This is a genomic window from Propioniciclava tarda, from assembly GCF_900182665.1.
Taxonomy (GTDB): domain Bacteria; phylum Actinomycetota; class Actinomycetes; order Propionibacteriales; family Propionibacteriaceae; genus Propioniciclava; species Propioniciclava tarda.
The window spans coordinates 54,818-79,035 of record NZ_FXTL01000006.1 but is presented as its reverse complement, the minus strand read 5'-3'; the positions used below and the strand labels follow the sequence as shown (position 1 = coordinate 79,035).

Annotated in this window: 22 protein-coding genes and 1 tRNA gene; 17 read left to right on the top strand and 6 right to left on the bottom strand. The window is 68.6% G+C overall.

What is annotated here, in order from left to right; genetic code table 11:
- Positions 1-10: 10 nt before the first annotated feature.
- From FN821_RS06510 to FN821_RS06495, 4 genes are all read right to left on the bottom strand, one after another.
- Complete coding sequence (locus FN821_RS06510; protein ID WP_131171906.1) at positions 11-289, bottom strand: hypothetical protein; 279 nt, start codon at positions 287-289, stop codon at positions 11-13.
- Positions 290-625: 336 nt separating this feature from the next.
- Entirely contained in the window at positions 626-1,153 is a 528-nt protein-coding gene (locus FN821_RS06505) for a DNA-3-methyladenine glycosylase I (protein WP_131171905.1), read from the bottom strand.
- Between the two features lie 152 nt (positions 1,154-1,305).
- A complete protein-coding gene (locus FN821_RS06500; protein WP_131171904.1) occupies positions 1,306-2,742 on the bottom strand; it encodes a uracil-xanthine permease family protein in 1,437 nt (478 codons plus the stop codon).
- Positions 2,743-2,836: 94 nt separating this feature from the next.
- Positions 2,837-4,384, bottom strand: coding sequence for a dolichyl-phosphate-mannose--protein mannosyltransferase (locus FN821_RS06495; protein WP_131171963.1), 1,548 nt, complete (start codon positions 4,382-4,384; stop codon positions 2,837-2,839).
- Between the two features lie 161 nt (positions 4,385-4,545).
- On the opposite strand from FN821_RS06495, the gene rsmI reads away from it, so the two are divergent.
- The 6 genes from rsmI to FN821_RS06465 all read left to right on the top strand — a co-directional run bounded on the left by rsmI (position 4,546) and on the right by FN821_RS06465 (position 9,593).
- Entirely contained in the window at positions 4,546-5,403 is an 858-nt protein-coding gene (gene rsmI, locus FN821_RS06490) for a 16S rRNA (cytidine(1402)-2'-O)-methyltransferase (RefSeq protein WP_180319745.1), read from the top strand.
- A 72-nt stretch (positions 5,404-5,475) separates the two neighbouring features.
- Positions 5,476-6,477, top strand: a complete 1,002-nt coding sequence (locus tag FN821_RS06485) for an urease accessory protein UreH domain-containing protein (protein WP_131171903.1) — start codon at positions 5,476-5,478, stop codon at positions 6,475-6,477.
- Positions 6,474-6,689 (top strand): heavy-metal-associated domain-containing protein, encoded by a 216-nt coding sequence (locus FN821_RS06480; protein WP_131171902.1) that lies wholly within the window; start codon positions 6,474-6,476, stop codon positions 6,687-6,689. Before FN821_RS06485 ends, FN821_RS06480 begins: the two co-directional genes overlap by 4 nt.
- 132 nt (positions 6,690-6,821) lie before the next feature.
- Entirely contained in the window at positions 6,822-7,760 is a 939-nt protein-coding gene (locus tag FN821_RS06475) for a TatD family hydrolase (RefSeq protein WP_131171901.1), read from the top strand.
- Positions 7,753-8,607 (top strand): 16S rRNA (adenine(1518)-N(6)/adenine(1519)-N(6))-dimethyltransferase RsmA, encoded by an 855-nt coding sequence (gene rsmA, locus FN821_RS06470; protein WP_131171900.1) that lies wholly within the window; start codon positions 7,753-7,755, stop codon positions 8,605-8,607. Before FN821_RS06475 ends, rsmA begins: the two co-directional genes overlap by 8 nt.
- A gap of 62 nt (positions 8,608-8,669) precedes the next feature.
- Positions 8,670-9,593 (top strand): 4-(cytidine 5'-diphospho)-2-C-methyl-D-erythritol kinase, encoded by a 924-nt coding sequence (locus tag FN821_RS06465; RefSeq protein WP_131171899.1) that lies wholly within the window; start codon positions 8,670-8,672, stop codon positions 9,591-9,593.
- Positions 9,594-9,695: 102 nt separating this feature from the next.
- On the opposite strand, the gene FN821_RS06460 is transcribed toward FN821_RS06465, so the two are convergent.
- A complete protein-coding gene (locus FN821_RS06460) occupies positions 9,696-10,364 on the bottom strand; it encodes a TetR/AcrR family transcriptional regulator (RefSeq protein ID WP_338324581.1) in 669 nt (222 codons plus the stop codon).
- Between the two features lie 111 nt (positions 10,365-10,475).
- On the opposite strand from FN821_RS06460, the gene FN821_RS06455 reads away from it, so the two are divergent.
- The 8 genes from FN821_RS06455 (at position 10,476) to FN821_RS06420 (ending at position 19,246) form a co-directional block, all read left to right on the top strand.
- Positions 10,476-10,557 (top strand) — tRNA-Gln (locus tag FN821_RS06455).
- Positions 10,558-10,648: 91 nt separating this feature from the next.
- The gene (gene glmU / locus FN821_RS06450) at positions 10,649-11,797 is read left to right on the top strand and encodes a bifunctional UDP-N-acetylglucosamine diphosphorylase/glucosamine-1-phosphate N-acetyltransferase GlmU (protein WP_131171898.1); all 1,149 of its coding nucleotides are present in this window, start codon (positions 10,649-10,651) and stop codon (positions 11,795-11,797) included.
- Positions 11,798-12,018: 221 nt separating this feature from the next.
- Positions 12,019-12,990, top strand: coding sequence for a ribose-phosphate diphosphokinase (locus tag FN821_RS06445; protein WP_277751012.1), 972 nt, complete (start codon positions 12,019-12,021; stop codon positions 12,988-12,990).
- A gap of 261 nt (positions 12,991-13,251) precedes the next feature.
- Entirely contained in the window at positions 13,252-13,863 is a 612-nt protein-coding gene (locus tag FN821_RS06440) for a 50S ribosomal protein L25/general stress protein Ctc (protein WP_131171896.1), read from the top strand.
- Between the two features lie 3 nt (positions 13,864-13,866).
- Positions 13,867-14,466, top strand: coding sequence for an aminoacyl-tRNA hydrolase (pth, locus tag FN821_RS06435; protein ID WP_131171895.1), 600 nt, complete (start codon positions 13,867-13,869; stop codon positions 14,464-14,466).
- A gap of 46 nt (positions 14,467-14,512) precedes the next feature.
- Positions 14,513-17,971 (top strand): transcription-repair coupling factor, encoded by a 3,459-nt coding sequence (mfd, locus tag FN821_RS06430; protein WP_131171894.1) that lies wholly within the window; start codon positions 14,513-14,515, stop codon positions 17,969-17,971.
- Positions 17,972-18,081: 110 nt separating this feature from the next.
- Positions 18,082-18,600, top strand: a complete 519-nt coding sequence (locus FN821_RS06425) for a hypothetical protein (protein WP_131171893.1) — start codon at positions 18,082-18,084, stop codon at positions 18,598-18,600.
- Between the two features lie 49 nt (positions 18,601-18,649).
- Positions 18,650-19,246: a nucleoside triphosphate pyrophosphohydrolase gene (locus tag FN821_RS06420; protein WP_131171892.1), complete on the top strand. Its 597-nt coding sequence runs from the start codon at positions 18,650-18,652 to the stop codon at positions 19,244-19,246.
- Here FN821_RS06420 and FN821_RS06415 read toward each other — a convergent pair.
- A complete protein-coding gene (locus FN821_RS06415) occupies positions 19,243-20,271 on the bottom strand; it encodes a LacI family DNA-binding transcriptional regulator (RefSeq protein ID WP_131171891.1) in 1,029 nt (342 codons plus the stop codon). The two genes, FN821_RS06420 and FN821_RS06415, sit on opposite strands and share 4 nt — an antisense overlap.
- Positions 20,272-20,603: 332 nt before the next feature.
- Here FN821_RS06415 and FN821_RS06410 point away from each other — a divergent pair, with 332 nt between their 5' ends.
- The 3 genes from FN821_RS06410 (at position 20,604) to FN821_RS06400 (ending at position 24,032) form a co-directional block, all read left to right on the top strand.
- Entirely contained in the window at positions 20,604-21,938 is a 1,335-nt protein-coding gene (locus FN821_RS06410; protein ID WP_131171890.1) for an ABC transporter substrate-binding protein, read from the top strand.
- Between the two features lie 79 nt (positions 21,939-22,017).
- Positions 22,018-23,115 (top strand): carbohydrate ABC transporter permease, encoded by a 1,098-nt coding sequence (locus FN821_RS06405; protein WP_241660147.1) that lies wholly within the window; start codon positions 22,018-22,020, stop codon positions 23,113-23,115.
- Complete coding sequence (locus FN821_RS06400; RefSeq protein WP_131171888.1) at positions 23,112-24,032, top strand: carbohydrate ABC transporter permease; 921 nt, start codon at positions 23,112-23,114, stop codon at positions 24,030-24,032. The genes FN821_RS06405 and FN821_RS06400 overlap by 4 nt, the downstream gene beginning before the upstream one ends.
- Positions 24,033-24,218 lie beyond the last annotated feature (186 nt).

Genomic DNA, 24,218 nt, shown 5'->3' with positions numbered 1-24,218 from the left:
ACTTCGTGAGTCAGGCGTTGGGGCTGTCGCCACCTGTCAGGTGAGGGCGCGTGCAGAGCCGCGGGATGTCGTCGCTGCCGAAGTGCAAGTCGTAGCGCGTTCCGGACGCCGTGACGACCACTTCCCAGCCGGGCACCAAGGCCTGGGTGTACAACTGGCCAGGCTCGGGGCAGCCCAAGGAGCCGTCCCGCCAGGTGACCGCACGAGCGCTCGCCAGGATCACCCGGTCGGCGCCCACTCCTCGTGTGGCGAGGTCGGTGAGGATCGCGGTCCACTTTGCGTCCGGCACGGCCGCGGCACCTCCCGAAGGTCCCGGTGGGACCGACGGGACGGGCTCAAACCCTGCCGACGGATCCCGAGTGGGCGAACCACCCGGGGACGCCGGGGTCGCGGCCCCTCCCGGGCCCGCCGAGGTCGTTGGGCCTGCGGATGAAGTGGCTGACGTAGCCCCCGACGCGGGCGCGGCCGGCGCGCCGGACGGGTCACTGGGGGTCGACACGATTCCTCCTGACGAACAACCGGCCACGAGAACGCTCAGACAGACCACGGCAGCCGCCCGGCTGCGGTGGCGCTGAGGCGTCCATCCGGTCACGCCACCAGCATCGCTCGCGATGCAAGGCCACTGTCAATCCGACGGCAGGCGGTGTTCGATCACTCCCATCGCCTCCATGGCGGCGTACATCGTCACCGGCCCCACGAAGACGAAGCCGCGCCGCTTCAACTCCTTGCTGAGCGCCAAGGACTCCGGCGACTTGCTGGGGTAGCCCTCGGCCTCCGCCGTCGGATCCTCGGGACGGAACGACCACACCAACTCCCCGAGGTCGATGCCCTCGGCGGCGAGGGCGACCGCCGCCCTGGCGTTGGTGATGGTGGCGCGGATCTTCTGCTCGTTGCGGATGATGCCCGCATCGGCCATCAGCCGCGCCACGTCCCGTTCGGTGAAGCGGGCGATCTTGGCCGGATCGAAGCCATTGAACGCCTTGCGAAACGCCGGACGCTTCGCGAGCACCGTCGACCACGAGAGCCCGGCCTGGAAGCCCTCGAGCACGATCCGCTCGAAGACGTCGGACGCCTCCCGCACGGGGAGACCCCATTCCGTGTCGTAGTAGTTGCGCAGGAGGTCGGACGCCTCCGCCCACGTCGGTCTGTTCACGGCAACACATTAGGCGGGCCGTTTCAAACCTGTGGATAACCCGCCAGTACCTCAGTCGGCGTCGTCGTGACTAGGGGCTCCGGCCCCAAACACGCCAAACGCCGCCCCACGCCAGAGGCGCGGAGCGGCGTCCGATCAATGCAGCAAGCGGTTTAGTCCTCGTTGGAATCGTCCCGGTAGGCGCCGGGGGCGTCCACGATGAGGACCGCGCCCTCGGCGTCCTTCTTGAGCTCGGCCGGGGCGAGCGCGTGCGCGAGGTGGTAGACGATGACCGTCACCAGGGTGCCGAACGCGATGCCCGACAGCGTGAAGGAGTCGGTTACCTTCAGCGACACGTCGCCGATGCCGATGATGATGCCGGCGGCGACGGGAACCAGGTTGATCGGGTTGCCGAAGTCGACCTTGTTCTCTTTCCAGATCTTCGCGCCGAGCAGGCCGATCATGCCGTAGAGCACCACGGTGATGCCGCCCAGGACGCCGCCCGGGGTCGCGGAGATCACCGCGCCGAACTTCGGCGAGAAGCCGAACAGGATCGCCACGCCGGCCGCGACCACGTAGGCGGCCGTCGAGTAGACGCGGGTGGCGGCCATGACGCCGATGTTCTCGGCGTACGTGGTGGTCGGTCCGGCGCCGAGGGCGGTCGCCAGCATCGACGAGGCGCCATCGGCGGCGATGGCGCGGCCCATGTCCTGATCGAGGTTGGCGCCGGTCATCTCGGCGACGGCCTTGACGTGGCCGGTGTTCTCGGCGATGAGTGCGATGACGACCGGCAGCGCCACAAGGGCGAACGCCAGGTTGAAGGTGGGGGCGTGGAAGCCGACGACGTTGGTCGCGGCGTTGAGCTTCCAGGTGGCCAGGTCGGTCACAGGCGGCAAGCCGAACCACGGTGCGCTGGCCACTCCGGACCAGTCCACGCGCGGGTGCGTCGTCACCTTGCCAGCCGCGGGGGAGTAGCTCGTGATCGGGCCGAAGACGTTGTCGAACAGCCACGACAGCACGTAGCCGATGATCAGGGCGAGGAAGATCGCAATGCGTCCGATGAAGCCGCGGACGCCGACGCTCAACACGACGACGACCAGCATGACCAGCAGGCCGATCCACTGATCCTGCGGCCAGTAGACGTTGGCGACGACTGGCGCGAGGTTGAAGCCGATCAGCATGACGACCGCGCCGGTCACGACCGGCGGCAGCGCCTTGTGGATCACCCGCGACCCCGCCGCCGAGATGATGATGCCGACGATCAGCAGGGCTAGGCCCACCCAGAGCATGGCGCCCGTGACATCGCTGGGCTTGCCGCCGGCCCCGTAGATCGCTGTCGCGACGCCCACGAAGGACGCCGACGAGCCCAGGTAGCTCGGGACGCGTCCGCGGACGATGGCCAGGAACAGCAAAGTCCCGATGCCCGACATCATCACCGCGAGCTGCGGGTTCAGGCCCATGAGCAGGGGGAATACGAACGTCGCGCCGAACATCGCGACCACGTGCTGTGCGCCCAGGCCGGCGGTCTTGCCCCAGCTCAATCTCTCGTGGGGGGCCACCACCTCTCCGGGCTTCAAACTTCCGTCTCCGTGCAGCGTCCAGAGCGCCATGGTGGGTCCTCCCCGTTGGATTCGGCGAGGAGTCTAAGGGACGCCGCGGGGGCTCGCTATCGGCGTCCGGTGAGGCGCTGAGGCAGGGCTGAGATCAGATCCAGGAGCCCAGCCACATGCGCAGGCGCCAGTCGTTGTAGGGGAGGATCACGTCGGTCAAGACGGGGTACAGGAAGCCGAAGTTCACGATGACCAGGGCGACGACCAGGCCGGCGACGATGGCGCCGCGGAGGCGTCCGGACGATCGCGCTTTGCCCAGGATCAGCCCCAGCACCATGGCCAGCCCGATGACGGTGAACGGCACGATCGTGATGGCGTAGAAGAAGAACAGCGGACGCGTCGTCGTCACCCCTTGGTAGACCCACGGCAGCCAGGTGGCCGCCACGGCCACGACGGGGACGCCGAAGCGCCAGTCGCGTCCGGCGACCCACCAAACCACCGCGACGACCAGGGCGATGGCGGCGAACCACCACAGCAGCGGCGTCCCGATGCCGCTGATGACGCGCAGGCAGTTGCCGGACGTGGTGACGCACCCGTCCACGCCTGGCTTGATGTCGTTGACCGCGTCGATCCCGATCGGACGGATCATCAGCAGCCAGCCCGCGGGGTGAGCGTTGTAGACGTGCGTGGCCTTGTTGATGAAGTCGCCCGTGTGGAAGCCGTAGATCTCCTGGTGGTAGTGCAGCCAGCCGGCGATGTCGGGGCCGAACGTCGTGACCAGCGGATCGGTGGGGTTCTTGAATCCCCAGTCCCGAGCCCAGCCACCATGGCCATCCGTCGGGCTGGCGAACCAGCCCGCCCATGATGCGACGTACGTGACCACCGTGGTGCCGACGAGGGCGATGAAGGCCGGGACTCCGTCGAACAGCAGGGCCAGCCACGAGCGGAAGTCGGCGCCGGCGAGGCGGCGGGCGCCAACGTCCCAGAGCACCGACAGGACGCCGAACGCCGCGAGCACGTAGATCGAATTCCACTTCACGGCGATCGAGCAGCCGAACATCAGCCCGGCGACCCAGCGCCACGGACGCCACAGCGCGAGGCGTCCGAACCGGCCGTCGAGATCGGACGCCCCCAGGGCCGTGAGCTGGTCGGCGAGCCGGTTGCGGAACCAGTCCCGGTCGGCGACCACTGCCGCGACGCCGGCGACGACGAAGAAGGCCTGGAAGATGTCGAGCAGCGCGATCCGCGACATGGTGAACGCGAGGCCGTCGAAGGTGAGCAGGAGCCCGGCGATGACGCCCACCAGCGTCGAGCGCGACACTCGGCGAGCGAGCCGCATCGTCATGCCGACAAGGAGCGCGCCGAAGACGCACGCCATGAACCGCCAGCCGAACGAGTTGACGCCGAACATGGCCTCGCCGACGCCGATCAGCCACTTACCCAGCGGGGGGTGAACGACGAAGCTCGGGCCAGCCTGCAGATAGGAGTAGTCACCCGCGACGAACGCCTTGTTGGTCACGTCCATCGGGTCGGGCCACTGCCGCTCGACGCCGAACCGCATCATCGAATAGGCGTCCTTGGCGTAGTACGTCTCGTCGAAAATCAGGTAGTCCGGGTAGCCGAGGTTATAGACGCGGATCGCGAAGGCCATGGCGGTGACGATCGCGGTGAGTAACCAGGCGCGGAGGCGATCGGTGGGCATGAAGTCACGGAGTCGGACGATCGTCGGCAGGTCCGTGGTGCGGACCCCGGCCCTCGTGGCGCCGCCGAGCCCCGACGAGGGCGCCGCGGGGGCGGGGGTGCTGGCGGTGGGGGTCGTCACGGCGGTCATCCTAGACTCCGGGCTAGCTCATACTGAGGTCCGTGACCGTTCCCACAGGTTCCGACGCCGGCGGCGTCCTGGTGCTGGCAGCGACCCCGATCGGCGATATCGCGGACGCCAGCCCGGCGTTGATCCGCGAGCTGACCGGCGCCGGACTCATCGCCGCTGAGGACACCCGCCGCTTCAAAGCCATGCTCGGACGCCTCGGCATCACCGTCGACGCGCCCGTCGTGTCCTACTTCGACGGCAACGAGGCGTCGCGCGTCGGCGTCCTGCTGGACGCCCTCGCCGAGGGTCGCCGCGTGGTGGTCGTGACGGACGCCGGCATGCCGGTGGTCTCTGATCCCGGGTTCCGGGTGGTGGCGGCCGCGGCCGAGCGGGGCTTCCGGGTGACTGCGGTGCCGGGGCCGTCGGCCGTGTTGACCGCCTTGGCCGTGTCCGGGTTGCCCTCGGACCGCTTCTGCTTCGAGGGCTTCCTGCCCCGCAAGTCGGGGGAGCGTCGTCGCCGGCTCGAGGCGCTGGCGTCCGAGGAGCGCACGATGATCTTCTTCGAGGCGCCGCATCGGCTGGGCGATTTCTTGGCGGACGCCGCGTCCGTTCTGGGCGCGGACCGGGCAGGCGTCGTCTGCCGCGAGCTGACCAAGACGTATGAGGAGGTGCGTCGCGGATCGCTCGGGGAGTTGACGGCCTGGGCCGCGGAGGGCGTCCGCGGCGAGATCACCGTCGTCATCTCGGGTGCCGTCGCCGTCGTCGCTTCACTGCCGGACGCCGTCGGCGCGGTGTTGGGTCGGGTCGCGGAGGGGGAGCGCCTCAAGGACGCCGTCGCCGAGGTCGCCACGGCGTCCGGGCTGAGCAAGAGCGCGCTCTACGACGCGGCGCTCGCGGCCCGCAAGGGCTGAGCTGGAGCGCTCCACGCACGCTACCCCGGGGGGGTATGCTTCCGCCGTCCGACGAAGGAGCGTGGTGGCTCGATGGTGAACTGGTGGCTGATCCTCGCCGCGGGCCTGCTCGCGGGGGCGACCACCTGTGCGGTCACCCAGGGCGGGCTGCTGGTCGGCCTGATCGCGCGGCAACGCAAGGCGTCCGGTGCCGTTCGGCGCTCGGTCGCGGACGACCTGGCCCCGGTCGGCGGCTTCCTGATCGGCAAGCTGATCTCGCACACGGTTGCGGGCGCGGCGCTCGGCGCCGTGGGCGTGGCGCTCGGGCTGAGCCCCATGGTCGGCACGGTCGCGCTGCTGGTCGCGGGCGCCCTCATGGTGGTGCTCGGGTTCTCGGCGCTCGGGGTGCCCGGCTTCAAGAACCTCACCTTCACACCCCCTGACTCGTGGTTGGGGGCCGTCCGCAGGCAGACGCGTTCGGGGTCGGCTCTGGCGCCCTTCCTCCTGGGGCTGGCCGTCCTGCTCATCCCGTGCGGCGTGACGCTCTCGATGATGATGCTGGCCGCGACGAGCGGCTCGCCGATGACGGGCGCCCTTGTCATGGCGGTGTTCGTCCTCGGCACGGCGCCGCTGTTCGCCGTCTACGGCTTCCTCTCGGCCCGCCTGCCGTTTGGGCGCGCGCTGTCGACGGCGCTCGGCGTCCTCGTCGTCGCGTTCGGCGTCTGGACGTTCAACTCCGGCCTCGTCGCCGGTGGATCGCCGGTCTCGCTGCCCTTGCCAGGTGCGCGGGGGAGTGGTCCGGGGACTGTCGTGTCTGCGGCACCCGGTCAGGTGCAAGAGGTCCGGATTCAGGCCTTCGATCAGGGGTATCAGCCCAGCGACGTCACGGTCGCGGCGGGTGCCCCGGTCAAGGTGACCTTCACCACCAAGAACGTGTACTCCTGCATCCTGGCCACGACGATGCCGACGCTGAACCAGCGCACCTTCCTGCCCTCCAACGGCAGCAAGACGCTCGACCTCGGCGTCCTGGCCCCCGGCGACTACCCGATCGTCTGCAGCATGGGCATGTACACCGCGACCCTCCACGTCCGATGATGCGCAAGGTCACCTTCACCGTCACCGGGATGCATTGCGCCGCCTGCGGACTGCTCATCGACGACTTCCTGCTGGACGTCGAGGGCGTCGCGTCCGCGTGCACCGACCTCCGGACGGCGCGCACCATCGTTCATGCGGACGCCGACGTCACGGACGCCGACCTGATCGCAGCCATCGCCGAGGCCGGCTACCAGGCCACCCATATCTGCTAGGGCGCTGACGCCTGCGCTAGGGCGCTGACGCCTGCGCTAGGGCGCTGATGCTGGGTGCGGACGCGTATCGCACATCTCTGGACGCGTAGCCGGCCCGGCTAGGCTGCTTGGCGAACCACAGGAGGGTCACTCGTGAGCCACGCACGTCCGCCACTGCCCGAGCCGCTGCCGGCTCCCGTCACGGACGCCCACACGCACCTCGAGTCGACGACCGTCAAGGGCGGCCTGCGCGCGGACGAGGCTGTGCCGCTGGCCGCAGCCGTCAACGTCACCCGGCTGGTCGACGTCGGCTGCGACGTGTCCAGTTCGCGGGAGGCGATCGTGAACGCCGAGAACCACCCCGGGGTCATCGCCACGGTCGCGCTGCACCCCAACGACGCCGCGCGAGCCGGCACGCTGCAGGACGGCCCGAATGGCGTCACGGGGAGGCGCGCGTCGCTGGCCGACCAACTCGCCCACATCGAGGCGCTCGTGACGGCGTCCGACCGCGTTCGAGCCGTCGGCGAGACGGGACTCGACTTCTTCCGGACCAAAGACCCCGACGCTCAGGCGCGCCAGCGCGTGTCGTTCGCCGCCCACATCGCCCTGGCGAAGGCCTATGGCAAGGCGCTCGTCATCCACGACCGGGACGCCCACGACGACATCCTCGACGTACTCGACGCCGAGGGCTGGCCCGACCGGGTGCAATTCCACTGCTTCTCCGGCGACGCCGCCTTCGCGCGTCGCTGCCTCGCCCACGACGCCTTCCTGTCCTTCCCGGGCACGATCACCTACAAGGGCAACGACCAGCTGCGGGAGGCGCTGCGCGTCACCCCGGCTGATCGGCTGCTCGTCGAGACCGACGCTCCGTACCTGACGCCCGTCCCCTACCGCGGGCGCTCCAACTCCTCCTTTCTCGTGCCCGTGACCGTACGGGCCATGGCTGACATGCGCGGCGACGACCTCGGGAGCCTGTGCATCGCGCTGGACGCCAACGCCACGGCCCTGTTCGGCGACTGGGGTGGGCCGGCCCTTCGACAGGCTCAGGGGGCGGGTCCGGAGGCGCAGGGATCGGAGCCGAACCATGGCTGAGGGCCTCCTGGACCCGCGGACGATTCGCGCGCTGGCGTCCGAACTGGACCTGCGTCCCACGAAGCAGCGCGGGCAGAACTTCGTCCACGACGCCAACACCGTCCGGCGGATCGTCGCGGCGTCCGGCATCACCCCCGACGATGTCGTCCTGGAGATCGGCCCTGGACTCGGCTCGCTCACCCTGGGCCTGCTCGAAGTCGCCAAGCACGTCACCGCGATCGAGATCGAGTCGTCGCTGGCCCGCCGGCTGTCGGCCACGGTTGAACAGCGCCTCCCGGACGCATCCGGACGCCTCACCGTCGTTGAGGCCGACGCCCTGGACGTGACCGAGCTGCCCGGACCGCCCCCCACCGCCGTCGTTGCGAACCTGCCCTACAACGTGAGCGTCCCGGTGCTGCTGCACCTGTGCGAGACCTTCGACTCCTGGACGCGCGGCCTGGTGATGGTCCAACTCGAGGTGGCCGACCGCCTCGTCGCCGGACCGGGGAGCCGCACCTACGGCGTCCCCAGCGTGAAGCTGGCCTGGTTCGCGGACGCGTCCCGCGCGGGCACCGTGCCTCCCGCGGTGTTCTGGCCCGTGCCGAACGTCGACTCTGGGCTGGTCCGCATCGTGCGCCACGAACCACCCCAAACGTCGGCGTCCCGAGACGAGGTCTTCGCCATCATCGACGCAGCCTTCGCGCAGCGCCGCAAGATGCTCCGCGCCGCGCTGGTCGGGGTGTTCGGGTCATCGTCGGCGGCGTCCGAGGCGATCGCGGCCGCCGGAGTCGACCCGCAGGCCCGCGGGGAGACGCTGCGCGTCGCGGACTTCGCCCGCATCGCCGAGCAGCGCCGAGCCCGGAGCTGACTGGTCGGTCACGGTTCGCCCTCGGGCTTTCTCGTCCTAGCTAGGGGTGATAGGAAAGGGCCATGGCTGACGTCCGAGGGATCGACGGGGTGCGCGTGCGCGCCTCCGGCAAGATCAACCTCGCGCTGCGCGTCGGTCCGCGCCGATCCGACGGCTATCACCCGTTGGCCACCGTCTTCCAGAGCGTCAGCGTCTACGACGACCTGGAGGTGCGTCCGGCGCCGCCCGGCGAGTTCCCGGTCACGGTGACGGGGGCGCAGGCCGACCTCGTCCCCACCGACGGACGCAACCTCGTCGTCAAGGCCGGCCGGCTGCTGGCCGAGGCCTACGGCAGCCCGGACGCCGGCGCCGCGATCGCCATCCGCAAGAGCATCCCGGTCACCGGCGGCATGGCAGGCGGATCCGCCGACTGCGCCGCCGCCCTGGTCGCCCTCAGCGTGCTCTGGGACCTCGACGTCACCCAGTCCGAATTGCTGGACCTGGGCAAGCAACTCGGCGCCGACGTGCCGTTCTCGCTGATGGGACAAACGGCCTACGGCATCGGACGCGGCGACGACCTCGTGCCTGTTCTCAGCCGGGGCAGCTACCACTGGGTGCTCGCGTTCGCCGACTTCGAGCTGTCAACGCCCGCGGTGTTCGCCCGCTTCGACGAGTTGAACCCCGATCCAAGCCCGGCGCTCGGCGTCCCGACCGGAATGCTCGAGACGCTAGCGTCCGGGGACGCGACCGCGCTCGCGGGCGTCCTCGTCAACGATCTTCAGCCGGCCGCGCTGTCGCTGCGTCCGGAGTTGTCCAAGACGATGGCCGAAGGCATGGACGCCGGCGCTTTGGCGTCCATGGTGTCGGGCTCGGGACCGACGATCGCGTTCCTGGCGTCCAGCGAAGAGGCGGCAATCGACCTGTCCTTCCGGCTGAGCGCCGCGGACGTGTGCCGAACAGTGCGGCGGGTGAGTGGTCCGGTGCAGGGCGCGAAGTTGGTCGCCTGAGCGGCTCCAGGCGGACGCCGCACGCGCGCGTCGGCGTCCAAGCGGTCTCCAGACCACTCGATGCGCACGGTCAACTCGGCCTACCGCGCGTCGGTGTGCGGTTCAGTTCTGACCGTCGGGGAGCCGCAGCTCCGGATGAGGGTTGAGCTGGCGCATCCCGTTCCACGTCAGGTTGACGAGGTGGGTCGCGACCTCGCGCTTGGCAAGGCGGGTGACGTCGCGGTTGTCGACCCACCACTGCCCGGCCAGCGCCACGAGCCCGACCAGCATCTGCGAGTAGAGCGGTGCGATCTCGGGGTCGAAACCGCGGTGCGAGAACTGGGCGGCGAGCAGCCCCTCGACCCGGCTGGCGATCGAGCTCAGGATCGTCTGGTACGAGCCGCCCTGGGTGTACGGGGACGAGTCGCGCGAGATGATGCGGAACCCGTCGGTGTTCTCCTCGATGTAGTCGAGCAGGGCCATCGTGCCGAGTTCGATGAGCGAGCGCGGGTCGGTGCCCGGACGCGTGATCGCCCCGGCGATCGCTTCGTGCAGCTGCCGGACCTCGCGGTCGACGACGACCGCGTAAAGGCCTTCCTTACCGCCGAAGTGTTCGTAGACGACGGGCTTGCTGACCTGGGCGTGGATCGCGATCTCTTCGACCGACGTGCCTTCGAGGCCGCGCTCGGCGAACAGGGCGCGGGCTACGTCGACGAGTTGCTCGCGACGCTCGGCCCGCGTCATCCGGACGCGCGCGCGACGGGCACGGGGGGCGACCGGGCTGCTGCTCACGCCGCCAGTGTGTCCGATCGGACGCCGACGTGCGACCCGGACGCCCACGCGTCCCGAGTCGCGCCCGCAGCGTCCGCCGCCGTAAACTCCCCTGAGGCCCTTCGGGGCCGTTCCCCGGTTGGTCTTTCGGCAGGGCCCGCCTGACTTTGAATCAGGATTAGCGAAGTAGGTTCGACTCCTACCCGGGGAGCCACCATCGAGGAGTCATCGCCAACAACTGCCCATGCCTGAGGCCGCAGAATCGTCGCCCCGATAGAGTGCTGACAACGCATCAGGAGGGCTCGATGGTGGAAACAGGTCAGGTCTCGGGGGTCGCCGCAGTCGTCGTCTTGGCCGCCGGCGCAGGCACGCGGATGAAGTCGACGACGTCCAAGCTGCTGCACAAGGTCGCCGGACGCACCTTGCTGTCCTATGCCGTGGACGCCGCGGGCGCGCTCGATCCGCAGCACCTCGTGGTGGTGGTCGGCCATCAGCGGGACCAGGTCGAGGCCCACCTGGCCGAGATCGCACCGGGCATCACGATCGCCGTCCAGGAGAGCCCCAAGGGCACCGGGGACGCCGTCCGCTCCGGTCTGCTCCCCATCCCGGACGTCACCGGCGAGGTCGTCGTCACCATGGGCGACGTCCCGCTGCTGACCGGTGAGACGCTGAAGGCGCTCGTCGGCGTCCATCGGAGCAACGGCGACTCCGTGACGATCCTCACCACGATCCTGGACGACGCCGGCTCCTACGGACGCATCCTGCGCGACGAAGCCGGCGAGGTCGTCCGCATCGTCGAGCGCAAGGACTGCACCCCCGAGCAGGCCGCCATCACCGAGATCAACGCGGGCATCTACGTCTTCAACGCCGACACGTTGCGCGCCGGGCTCGCCTCGCTGACCACCGACAACGCCCAGGGCGAGCTCTACCTCACCGACGTCATCGCTTACGCGAAGGCCCAAGGCGGACACGTCCACCCGATGGTCCTGGACGACCCCTGGGAGGCCGAGGGCGTCAACGACCGCTCCCAGCTCGCCACGCTCGGACGCATCAAGAACCAGCGCATCTGCGAGTCCTGGATGCGGGGCGGCGTCACGATCATCGACCCCGCCACCACCTGGATCGAGGACGGCGTCGACATCGCCACCGACGTCACGATCCTGCCGGGGACGCACCTCGAGGGCGCGACGACCATCCACACCGGCGCGATCATCGGCCCCGACACCACCCTCCGCGACGCCGAGGTCGGCCAGGACGCCAAGGTCGTCCGCACGCACGGCCTGTTGGCCACGATCGGCGATCGCGCCTCGGTGGGACCCTTCGTCCACCTTCGTCCCGGCACCGAGATCGAAGCGGACGCCCGCGTCGCGGCTTTCGTCGACCTGCGCGCCGCCCACATCAGCGAGGGCGAGCGGGTGGCGCCGTTGTCCGCCGTGGACGGGCACGTCGTTTGAGCCTGGAGAGGCTGGGGCACGTCGCGGCGACGGTGACGTCGCCCGACCAGAAGGGTCCGTCAGTCTGAGGTCCGGATTTCGGCCGGTCCGGCGACGCCACCGTCCTCACCGCTCTCGTCGGAGCGTGGCGTCCCGCCAGGCCAGCCGACGCGACACGGGGGCGTCCGTTCACCGTTAGGATGGCCCGGTCACTGCCCACCAGGCACGCGAGGGGATATCGAGTGAGCGGCATCACCAGGCCGAACGACAAACACCTGATGCTGTGCAGCGGTCGCGCTTTCCCGGAACTCGCCGAGGAGATCGCCGACCTGCTGAACGTGGATCTCGTCCCGACAAGGCAAGTCACCTACGCAAACTCCGAGATCTACGTCCGCTTCGAGGAGTCGGTGCGCGGCGCGGACGCGTTCGTCATCCAGAGTCACCCGGCGCCGGTGAACGAGTGGCTCATGGAGCAGCTCATCATGATCGACGCCCTCAAGCGGGCGTCTGCCAAGCGCATCACGGTGGTCTCGCCGTTCTACCCCTACGGCCGCCAGGACAAGAAGCACGCCGGACGCGAGCCCATCTCGGCCCGCCTCATCGCCGATCTCTACAAGACCGCGGGCGCGCACCGGCTCATGTCGGTCGACCTGCACGCGGCGCAGATCCAGGGCTTCTTCGACGGCCCCGTTGATCACCTCATGGCGCTGCCGGTGCTGGCCGACTACATCAAGTCCAAGTACCCGGTGGACAACATGACGATCGTCTCCCCGGATGCGGGACGCGTCCGGCTGGCCGACATGTACACCGACCGGCTCGGCGCGCCGCTGGCGATCATCCACAAGCGCCGCGACCCGAACAAGGCCAACGAGGTCGCGGTCGGCGAGGTCGTCGGCGACGTCGAGGGCCGCTGCTGCCTCCTAGTCGACGACATGATCGACACCGCTGGGACCATCGTCGGCGCCGCCAAGGTGCTCAGGGAGCATGGGGCGGCCCAGGTGATCTGCGCGGCCACGCACCCGATCCTGTCCGGCCCCGCGATCGAGCGCCTCAACGCGTCCGAGTTCGAAGAGGTCATCGTTACGAACACCCTCCCCGTGGCCGACACGGACGCCATCCCGAAGATGACCGTCCTGTCCATCGCGCCCATGATCGCCAAGGCGATCCAGGAGGTCTTCACCGACGGCTCCGTCACCTCGTTGATGTCCGATTAGGTCGGACGTCGACCGTCGGCTCCCCGGTGGTCGGCTCACAAGACTCAGCTACGAGTGTCTTTCAGGGGCCGGATTGAAGGGGGCGGTATCCGTTCCCTGAGCTTGTCGAAGGGTCTCGACGAGCGCACTCAGCCGCGATTCGTGCCCGACGCCGCCGCGGCGCTACGATCTTCGGGTTACCTCGGCGAGGGGCTGCGGCCCGTGATCGACAAGGCGTTCCTCCCTTGCTGAGTCCCTGTACGCAAGGTGGTAGGAGAACACATGTCCAACGAAATCAAGCTCGTCGCCGAGTCGCGTGACGAGTTCGGCAAGGGCGCATCGCGCCGGATCCGCCGCGCCGGCAAGGTCCCCGCGGTCCTGTACGGCCACGGCACCGATCCCGTGCACATCACGCTGCCGGCCCACGAGACGCTGCTGGCGCTGCGCACCGCGAACGCGCTGCTCGCCCTCGACCTCGGTGGCAAGAAGCAGCTCGCCCTGCCCAAGCAGGTCCAGCGCGACCCGATCCGCGGAACCCTCGACCATGTCGACCTGATCCTCGTCCGCAAGGGCGAGAAGGTCACCGTCGAGATCCAGCTGGTCGTCGTCGGCGAGTTGTCCGAGTCCGATCTGGTCCTCAACCAGGACCAGCAGACCCTGGCGCTCGAGGTCGAGGCGACCAACATCCCGACCTCCATCGAGGTCAACATCGAGGGCCTGGGCGCCGGCGATCGCATCACGGTCGCCGACCTGACGCTGCCCGAGGGCGCGTCCTACCACGGCGTCGAGGCCGCCGAGGACAACGTCATCGTCTCCGTCGTCGTCGCCAAGGACGAGGTCGAGGAGACCGAAGCCGCCGAGGGCGAGGACGCTGCCGCCGAGGACGCCGAGTAGGCATTGGCTGCATGGCTCGTGGTCGGGCTCGGTAATCCGGGCCCGACCTACGCAACTCACCGGCACAACGTCGGCTTCATGGTGGTCGACGAGCTGGCCCGGCGTGCCCGGGCATCCTTCACGGCCCCGCGCCTCATGCGGGCCGAGGTGTGCGAGACGCGACTCACGGCGTCCGGTATCGGCGGCATCGGGGCGGACGCCGAACGCGTCGTCCTACTGAAGTCGCGCACGTACATGAACGAGTCCGGGATCGCCGTGTCGAAGGCGTCCGCCTTCTTCAAGATCGATCCGGCGCACACCATCGTCGTCCACGATGAGCTCGACATCGACCTCACTCAGCTGCGCCTCAAGCTGGGGGGCGGCGATAACGGCCACAACGGCCTGAAGTCGATCCGGGCCCACCTGGGCACCGGCGATTTCTATCGCGTTCGGTTCGGCATCGGACGCCCCCCGGGCCGCCAGGAGCCCGCGGACTTCGTCCTCACCAGCTTCCCCGCCAGCGCCCGCGACGACGTGGCCGTCGAGGTCGGACGCGCCGCAGACGCCGTCGAGGTGCTCATCGCCTCCGGCCTCGCCGAGGCGCAGAACCGCTTCAACTCGTAGCAGAGCCCGTCCGAGGGACGTCGGCGCACCTCACTACACTGACCGGGTGAATCTCGTCGGCCTCATCGACCTCGTCGCGTCCGAACCGGCCGTCGCAGAACTGCTGGACGATGCGCGGGCGTCGTCCGTGACCAAGGCCGACATCGCCGCACCGGAGGCGATGCGCCCGCTGCTGGTCGCGGCGCTGGCCTCGGCAACGCGTCCGCTGCTGCTGGTGACGTCCACGTACCGCGAGGCGGAGCAGCTCACCGCGTCCCTCAGCTCGTTCCTGAGCCCGGACGCCGTCGCGTACTACCCCGCGTGGGAGACGCTGCCGCACGAACGCCTCTCGCCGCGCTCGGACACGGTCGGACGCCGGCTGGCGGTCCTGCGCCGCCTGGCCGGCACCGATGAGCTGCCCCGGCCCCAGGTCGTCGTCGCGCCGGTCCGGGCCGTCCTGCAGCCGCAGGTGCAGGGCCTGGCCAACCTGCGTCCGGTCAGGCTCGTCGCCGGGCAGGACTTCGACATCGACGACGTCGCCCAGGCCCTCGTGGACGCCGCCTACCTGCGCGTCGACCTCGTCGAGCGGCGCGGCGAGTTCGCCGTCCGGGGCGGCATCGTGGACGTCTTCCCGCCCACCCAGGAGCACCCGGTCCGCATCGACTTCTTCGGCGACACGATCGAGGAGATCCGCCACTTCCAGGTCGCGGACCAGCGGTCGGACGCCGAAACCCTGCCCGAGATCACCGCGTCCCCGTGCCGCGAGCTGCTGATTTCGGACGCCGTCCGCGCGCGTGCCCGCGCCCACGCCAACAACGGAGCCATCCCGGCGCACCTGCGCGAGCTCTTCGAGCGGATCGCCGACGGGCACGCCGTCGACGGCATGGAGGCCCTCTCGCCGGCCCTGGTCGACGGGCTGGAGTTGCTCATCGACGTCATGCCCGCCGACACGATCGTCCTCGTCAGCGATCCCGAGAAGGTGCGGGCCAGGGCGCTCGAGCTGCACGCCACCTCGCAGGAGTTCCTGCAGGCGTCCTGGGCTGCGGCCGCCGAGGGCGGTAAGGCGCCGATCGACCTGGACGCGTCCGCCTACCGCAGCCTGGGCGACGTTCGGGGCGCGGCGCTCGACAGGGGCCAGGCCTGGTGGACGCTGTCGGCCTTCGCCGAGGATCCCGAGTCCCGCCAGGTCGCCGGGGTCGCCGGCGAGGTCTTCCGGGGCGAGGTCGAGCGTGCGCTCGGTGCCATCTCGGACGCCGTCGCCGCCGGTGCGACGACGGTCCTGGTCGCCGACTCGCCGGGACGCGCGTCCCGGATGACCGAGGTCTTGGGCGAGGCCGACCTCGCCGGACGCGTCAGCGTCTTGGTCGCCGACCTTCCGCACGGCTTCCGCCTGGTCAGTCCGCCGCTCGCCGTGTTTACCGCCGGCGATCTCTCGGGACAGACCGACGTCGACAAGGCGTCCCGGAAAATGCCGACGCGTCGGCGCAACACGATCGATCCGCTGGAACTCAAGTCGGGCGACTACGTCGTCCACGATGCCCACGGGGTCGGACGCTACGTCGAGATGGTGCAGCGCACCGTGGCCGGCGCGACCCGGGAGTACCTCGTCGTCGAGTACGCCCCCAGCAAGCGCGGTCAGCCCGGAGACCGGCTGTTCCTGCCCATGGACCAGCTCGACCAGATCACCCGCTACGTCGGGGGCGAGGCGCCGAGCCTCGACCGACTTGGTGGCGGCGACTGGGCCAAGCGCAAGTCGCGGGCCCGCAAGGCCGTCCGCGAGATCGCGGCGGAGCTGATCAAGCTGTACGCCGCGCGGCAGGCGTCCGCGGGGCATGCCTACTCGAGCGACACGGTCTGGCAGCGCGAGCTGGAGGACGCCTTCAGCTACGTCGAGACCCCCGATCAGCTCGCGGCCATCACCGAGGTGAAGGCCGACATGGAGCAGCTCGTTCCCATGGACCGCCTCATCTGCGGTGACGTCGGCTACGGCAAAACCGAGATCGCGGTCCGCGCGGCCTTCAAGGCAGTCATGGACGGCAAGCAGGTCGCGATCCTGGTGCCGACGACGCTCCTGGTCCAGCAGCACTACGCCACGTTCGCCGACCGCTACGCGGGCTTCCCGGTCACCGTCGCCCCGCTCAGCCGCTTCCAGTCGGACGCCGAGGTGAAGCGCACCGTCGAAGGGCTGGCGTCCGGTGCCGTGGACGTCGTGGTCGGGACGCATCGCCTGCTGTCCGACTCGGTGCAGTTCAAAGACCTCGGCCTGGTCATCATCGACGAGGAGCAGCGCTTCGGCGTCGAGCACAAGGAGGCTCTGAAGAAGCTGCGGCTCAACGTCGACGTGCTCGCGATGTCGGCGACGCCGATCCCGCGCACGCTGGAGATGGCCGTCACCGGCATCCGTGAGCTGAGCGTCATCTCGACCCCGCCCGAAGAGCGCCACCCCGTGCTGACGTTCGCCGGGCCCTACGACACGGGACAGGTGCGGGCGGCCATCCGGCGCGAGCTGGCCCGCGAGGGCCAGGTGTTCTACATCCACAATCGGGTGAACTCGATCGAGAAGGCCGCCAAGCAACTGGCCGATCTGGTGCCGGAGGCGCGCGTCGCCGTCGCGCACGGGCAGATGGGGGAGAAGGCACTCGAGCAGGTCATGGTCGACTTCTGGGAGCGCCGCTTCGACGTCCTGGTCTGCACCACGATCGTCGAGGCGGGCCTGGACATCTCGACCGCCAACACCCTGCTCATCGAGCGCGCCGACCTCATGGGGCTGTCCCAACTGCACCAGCTCCGCGGACGCGTCGGCCGCGGACGCGAGCGCGGCTACGCGTACTTCTTCTATCCCGGCGAGAAGCCCCTCACCGAGACGGCCCACGATCGGCTGGCCACCATGGCCGCCCACACCGACCTGGGCGCCGGCATGGCGATCGCCATGAAGGACCTCGAGATCCGCGGCGCCGGCAACTTGCTGGGCGGCGAGCAGTCGGGTCACATCGCCGACGTGGGCTTCGACCTCTACCTGCGGCTCGTGGGCGAGGCCGTCGCGGACTATCGCGGCACCACCCCCGAGCCCGAGCCCGAGATGAAGATCGAGCTGCCTGTCGAGGCGCATCTGCCCGGCGACTACGTCGAATCCGAGCGGCTCCGGCTCGAGATGTACAAGCGGCTCGCGTCCGTTCGGTCGGACGCCGACCTGGACGCCATCCGCGACGAACTTCAAGACCGCTATGGGACGCCGCCGGCGCCGGTCGAGGCGCTGCTCGAGGTCGCCCGCTTCCGGCTGCTGTGCCGTTCTGCCGGCATCACCGAAGTGCTGTCGGCGGGCACCATGATCCGGTTCGCTCCGGCCGAACTGCCCGACAGTCGCGCGCTGCGGCTGGCGCGCCTGTACCCGGGCGCCCAGCTCCGCAAGGCCCTGGGACACCTGCTGGTGCCCCGCCCCCTGACGCGTCCGATCACCGGGTCGCCGCTCAAGGACGCCGAGCTCTTGGCCTGGGCCACTCGGGTGGTGACCGACCTGTTCCTGTGAGCCTTGGCCACCGGTGCGGCATCCGGGAGCCCGACAAGCCCGGGCCAGGGCGGCCACCAGCCCGCCGGACGGCTAGGATTCAGCCCGACTCACGCACCAAGGAGAGCACGATGAAAACCGCCCGTTGCGCCGTCGCCGCAGTCTCGGCCGTCCTCGCACTCACCGGCTGCGCGACGTCCGCCGGTGACGCCGCCGTCGTGGACGGCGTCCCCCTCTCGATCTCCGACGTGTCGGCAGCGGCCAAGGTGGCCTCGCCGCTCGTGGGCCAGTCGGCGAACGACCTCACGCCCACGATCGTCCAGGCAGAGATCCAGGGCGTCATCGCCCAGAAGATCGCGGCCGCGCAGAAGATCGAGTTGAGCGACGTTGCCCGCGCGGAGGTTTTCAAGTCCAACGGCGTGCTGGCTGATCTCGCGGCTACCGCCGACGGCAAGCAGCTCGCCGTCCGCCTCGCCGACACCGCGATCGTCGCGGGCAAGCTCGACCCGGGGGTCTTCGCGGAGCAGTGCTCCACGATGTCCGTGGCGGCCAATCCCCGCTACGGCGTCTGGTCGAAGGAACTCTGCGGGTTCGAGAGCGCTGTCGGCAGCCTGAGCAAGCCGGCTCCGACCCCCACCACCAAGGGCTGAGGTCGTGGACGCCTCAGCGCAGTCGGGCCTAGCCCGACTGGCGGAGGTGATGCGTTCCATCCGACGCGGCTGCCCCTGGGACGCGGAACAGACCCACGCGTCCCTCGTGACGTACCTCGTCGAAGAGTCGGCTGAGCTCGTGGACGCGATCGACTCAGGCGACGACGCCGACCTGCGCGAAGAGCTCGGCGACCTGTTGCTGCAGATCTTCTTCCACGCCGAGATCGCGGCCGAACAAGGGCGGTTCACGCTCGACGAGGTGGCGTCCGAGATCGCCGACAAGCTCGTTCGCCGCCATCCGTACGTGTTCACCGACGAGGCCGTGCCCGAGGACGTGGTGGCTTCCTGGGAGCAGCGCAAGCGCCAAGAGAAGGCCCGCACCTCAGCCCTCGACGGCATTCCCGCCTCGCTCGCGACCCTGGTCCGGGCGACCAAAGTCATCGGACGGGCGCGCGCCCACGGCGTCCAACTCACGCTCCCGTCCGAGCCGATCGAGCCGGACGCCGTCGGCGCCGGTCTGCTTTCGATCGTAAGTCGCGCGCACGCGTCCGGCGTGGACGCCGACGCGGCCCTCAGAGCCGAACTCGGGCATGTTGAATCCCACATTCGGGCAGTGGAGGAGGGCGCGAAACGCCGTCATCCCTAACTCGCGGGTGGTGCGCTCGATTCACGGATCCGGAGGGTGGTGGGAATCAGTTCCTCGCCGGGTTCCAGGGGCTCCTTGCCCAACAGGGCAAGGGTCGCTCGCCGTCCTAGTTCGTAGAAGGGCAGCCGGACGGTCGTGAGGGTGGGCGTCAGCATGGTCGCCACGGGCTCGTCGTCATAACCCACCACCGTCATGTCCTGAGGCACCCGGAGGCCATGACGGGCCAGCGCCAGGTAGGCGCCCGCCGCCATCTGGTCGTTGCCACAGATGAGCGCCGTGGGGCTAGGCGTCAGCTCGAGGACCCGTTGGGCGAGGCTGTAGCCGGTGGTGAAGGTGTAGTCGCCGTAGAAGAGCCTGTTGCCCAGCGACAGTCCCGCAGACCTGAGAACCGCCTGCGTCTCCTGCACTCGAACGGAGGTGGCCCAGGCCTCACGCGTTCCGGCGAGCGTGGCGATCTCGCGATGGCCGAGCTGGACCAGGTGGCGCGCAAGCGCCCGCGCCCCACCCCGCTCGTCGGGCAGAAACGTGGGGAAGTCGCCATCATTCGCGAATGCGTTGACTAGCGCCACCCTTGCTCGACGGGCGGGCGCCGGCACATGGATCGTCCTGGTGCCGATGGCCGCGAAGAGGATCCCGTCGACCTGGCGAGCGAGCAGATCCTCGACCGCAGAGCGAGTGCGGTCGTCTTCGAGCGTCGTGTTGACCATCAGGATCATCTGGCGGTTTTCCCACGTCACATCGTGGGCCGCCGACACCATGGGCCCCGAGTAGGGCTGCACCCCGATGTGGTCCGTGATGAGTCCGATGGTCGACGATCGGCCGTGGCGCAGGCCTTGGGCGGTGCGGTTAAGTCGGTAGTCGAGCTGGGCGACGGCGGCGAAGACCTTCTCCTTGGTGACATCGCTAATGCGATCTGCCTTGTCAGCGAGCACGAGAGAGACGGTGGTGGGGGAGACGCCCGCGAGACGCGCGACATCGGCGCTGGTGGGCCGACTCCGGGTGGACGAATCGTCGGGTCGCGGCACGGATGCTCACCTCCTTGGGCGCCACCAGTGTGGGCCATGGGTGCGTTCCAACACCACAGTCCTGGGACGGTAAATCGGTTGACTAGATGCGATGGCGACGGTTGGGCGCCTGTAAGAACCCTTGATGCAGGCTCGTTGACGCGCCAAAACCCACATTCGGGCAGGTTGCGGAGACGTCACACCTGCGAGAACGGACACAAACAAGCAAAAGGATTTGCGTTTTCTCAACTCGGAGGCCTAGCGGCCCCTGCGCTCGTCCTCTGCGCTGGGGCCGCGCCTTCAGTCTGAGACCGAGAAGCTGAAGGTATGAAGCAAACAAAAGTGAGGTTTCAATGTCGAGTCCCGAACTCACCCGTCGCTCCCTGCTGATTGGCACCCTGGGTGTCGCAGCCGTTGGCGCGCTCTCCGCCTGCAGCACCGGTTCCACGGGTGGCAGCACCGCCGCTCCTGCGGGGGGCTCGTCCTCCGCCGCGGCTGCCGGCATCGACTGGACCAAGAAGGGTCCCATCAACTACGTCCAGGGCAAGGACACCTCCGGGTTCGTCCAGCCCACCATCGACGAGTGGAACAAGGCCAACCCCGATCAGAAGGTCACCCTGATCGAGCTGGCCGACAAGGCCGACGAGCAGCAGGCCAAGATGATCGAGAACTTCAACACGAAGGGCTCGTACGGCTACGACGTGCTGTCCGTCGATGTCGTCTGGACCGCTCAGTTCGCCGCCAACAAGATGATCGTCGAACTGCCGTCCGACATGTCCACCGACGGCTACATCAAGCCGGCTGTTGACGCCTGCAAGTACTTCAACAAGCTGTACTGCTTCCCGGCGACCTCTGACGGCGCGATGATGTACTACCGCAAGGATCTGCTGGACGCCGTCGGCGCCCAGGCCCCCAAGACGTGGGACGAGATGGTCGCCACGGGCAAGAAGGTCCAGGCTGCGAACCCCGGCATGATCATCTGGGGCGGCCAGTTCCAGAAGTACGAGGGCCTGACCTGCAACTTCGCCGAGTGGGTGAACGGCGGCGGCGGCAACTTCCTCGACGACCAGGGCAAGCCCTCGGTCAACACGGCCGAAGCGGTTGCTGGCGCCCAGTACATGGCCAACCTGTTCAAGGACGGCGTCATCGCCGCTGAGGAGTCCACCTGGCAGGAGGAGCCGTCTCGCACCGCTTTCCAGGACGGCAAGGTCATCTTCCACCGTCAGTGGCCGTACCAGTACTCGCTGGCCAACAAGACCGACGGCTCGTCCAAGGTCAACGGCAAGTTCGCCGTTGCGCCGCTGCCCGGCAAGTCCGGCACGGGCGTGTCGACCCTCGGTGGCCACAACATGGCCGTCACGGCGACCGCGAAGAACGCCGGGACCTGCAAGGCGTTCATCCAGTGGTGGAATGCCAAGGAGCAGCAGAAGGCCAACGTCATCAAGACGTCGAACGCCCCCACCTTCGAGGCGCTGTACACCGACGCCGACCTGGTGAAGCAGTTCCCGTACCTGCCGGTCCTGCAGGCGTCCATCGGCAACGCGAAGGCTCGTCCGAAGGCCGTCAAGTACTCCGACGTCACCCTGGCCATCCAGGATGCGGCGTACTCGATCGTCAAGACCCCCACGACCGACGTCAAGGCGGCTCTCGACACCCTGCAGACGAAGCTGACGGATCTCACCAAGTAGTTCTGGTAAGCGTCAACGTCCACCTGGGGCGGCTGGTAACCCATGGGTGCCAGCCGCCCCGTCTTCTAGGAGGCCACTCTTGTCTGTTACAACGCAGGCGGCCGCGCCGCCGGTCAATCGTAAGAAGAACTCTCTGAGCGATGGGCAGGGACGTCTGGCAGCGATGCTGCTCTCGCCGACGCTCTTGATCCTCGTGGTCGTCGTGATCATCCCGGTGATCATGTCGATCCGTGAGTCGATGTACCGCAAGCTGGATGGCGTCGACCCGAACACCGGTGAAGTGTTGGCTGGCGAGCCGTTCGTGGGCCTCGGCAACTACATCACGGCTTTCACCTCGGCGAGCGGTGAGAACGTCACGGGCGTCTTCGGCACCATGCCGCGCCTCGTGAACGCCTTCATCAACAACATGTACTTCACGGTCGTTGCTGTCTCCTTGGAGACGGTGCTCGGCGTGGCGATGGCTCTGATCATGGCCAAGGCCTTCCGTGGCAAGGGCCTCGTGCGCGCCTCGATCCTGATCCCGTGGGCTATCCCGACGATCGTGTCGGCCATGATGTGGAAGCTCATCTTCGACTCCAACGGTGTGGCCAACAAGATCCTGGGCCAGAAGATCCTGTGGCTTCAGGACAACGCGTACAGCCAGTGGGCGATCATCATCGCCGACGTCTGGAAGACCGCCCCGTTCATCGGCCTGCTGGCGCTGGCTGGCCTGCAGACGATCGACACGCAGGTCTACGAGGCGGCGTCCGTCGATGGCGCGAACAAGTGGCAGCAGTTCGTGAGGATCACGTTGCCACTCATGAAGCCCGCCCTGGTCGTAGCCGTGCTCTTCCGCACGCTCGCCACCATGGCGGTCTTCGAACTGCCCTGGGGCATGATGGGCCCGAACAAATACTCGGTCGAGACGCTGTCGACCTTCGCCTTCACCGAGGCTCGTGCCACGCGGTACGGCCAGGCAGCGGCGTACTCAGTCTTGATGTTCTTGCTGGTGGCCCTCGTGGCGTACCTGTTCATCAAACTCCTGGGTGCCGACGTCATCGGTGACGAAGAGGTCAAGGCAGTGTCGGCTCAGCGCAAGCGCGCCAAGGCCGCCCACAAGGCCGAACTGTCCGGCGGTGGGCACACCGGCGGCGGCGCAGGGGTTGTCACGACCACGAGTGGGGAGGCCCAGCAATGACCGCACCGGCATCAACGACTGAGTTCAAGACGACCGCTGCAGAGGTCGCGAGCCTGGCCAGGAAGGAACGCGACGGCAAGTACTGGTTTGGCACGATCGCTTCGATCGTCGGCATGGCCGCGATCGTCCTGTACTGCGTCCTGCCCTTCTACTGGATGATCGTGTCGTCGCTGCGCCTGCCCACGATGGGCATGAGCAACGACTTCCTGCCCAACCCGCCGTCTCTGGAGAACTTCGCGGCCGTCTTCAGCCCCGCGAACAACTTCGGCCAGGCGCTGATCAACTCGGTCATCGTTTCGTTCGTTACGACGATCCTGACCCTGCTGTTCGGCATCCTCGGCGCGTACGCCCTGGCCCGCCTTCGCTTCCCGCTCAAGGGTCTGGTCTTGGCGCTGATCATCGGCTGCTCGATGTTCCCGGGGATCACCCTGCTCATCCCGCTGCTGAAGATGTTCACCGGAACGTACGAGTGGTTCCCGAACTGGATGAACACCTACCAGGCGCTGATCATCCCGTCGCTCTCGTTCGGCCTGCCGCTGTGCGTGTGGAACCTGACGGCCTACTTCCGTCAGCTCCCGGTCGAGCTGGAGCACTCCGCGATGGTGGACGGCTGCACGCCGGCCCAGGCGTTCCGGCTCATCATCATGCCGCTGGCCGCACCGGGCGTCTTCACGACCGCCATCTTGGTGTTCATCGCTGTGTGGAACGAGTTCATGATCGCGAACACGTTCGGCACGACGAAGGCGATGATGACGGCCCCCGTGGCGGTGAACCAGTTCACCGGCTCGCTGGGCTTCAACACGCCGTTCGGCACGATCATGGCGGCGGGCGTGATCATCACGATCCCGCTGATCGTCCTGGTGCTCTTCTTCCAGCGCCGCATCATCGGTGGCCTCGCCGCCGGCGCCCTGAAGTAGCCTGCACGACCGTTTCGGCCCGCCGCCCCTGGGGCGGCGGGCCGTTTCGCATCACCCGGACGCCGGCGCGAGTCGCGCGCAGGGCGGCCACGGCCTCCGAGGTTTCTTTGACTTCCGAGCTGCTCGCTCGGACGCCGACGCGAGTCGTGCGCAGGCCGGCCACGGCGTCCGAGGATTCTTTGAAGA

Coding starts and splice junctions, on each gene's coding strand:
- FN821_RS06500 (WP_131171904.1), bottom strand. CDS start 2,742: ATGGCGCTCTGGACGCTGCACGGAGACGGAAGTTTGAAGCCCGGAGAG.
- FN821_RS06495 (WP_131171963.1), bottom strand. CDS start 4,384: ATGCCCACCGATCGCCTCCGCGCCTGGTTACTCACCGCGATCGTCACC.
- FN821_RS06485 (WP_131171903.1), top strand. CDS start 5,476: ATGGTGAACTGGTGGCTGATCCTCGCCGCGGGCCTGCTCGCGGGGGCG.
- FN821_RS06480 (WP_131171902.1), top strand. CDS start 6,474: ATGATGCGCAAGGTCACCTTCACCGTCACCGGGATGCATTGCGCCGCC.
- rsmA (WP_131171900.1), top strand. CDS start 7,753: ATGGCTGAGGGCCTCCTGGACCCGCGGACGATTCGCGCGCTGGCGTCC.
- FN821_RS06465 (WP_131171899.1), top strand. CDS start 8,670: ATGGCTGACGTCCGAGGGATCGACGGGGTGCGCGTGCGCGCCTCCGGC.
- glmU (WP_131171898.1), top strand. CDS start 10,649: ATGGTGGAAACAGGTCAGGTCTCGGGGGTCGCCGCAGTCGTCGTCTTG.
- FN821_RS06440 (WP_131171896.1), top strand. CDS start 13,252: ATGTCCAACGAAATCAAGCTCGTCGCCGAGTCGCGTGACGAGTTCGGC.
- FN821_RS06425 (WP_131171893.1), top strand. CDS start 18,082: ATGAAAACCGCCCGTTGCGCCGTCGCCGCAGTCTCGGCCGTCCTCGCA.
- FN821_RS06420 (WP_131171892.1), top strand. CDS start 18,650: ATGCGTTCCATCCGACGCGGCTGCCCCTGGGACGCGGAACAGACCCAC.
- FN821_RS06410 (WP_131171890.1), top strand. CDS start 20,604: ATGTCGAGTCCCGAACTCACCCGTCGCTCCCTGCTGATTGGCACCCTG.
- FN821_RS06400 (WP_131171888.1), top strand. CDS start 23,112: ATGACCGCACCGGCATCAACGACTGAGTTCAAGACGACCGCTGCAGAG.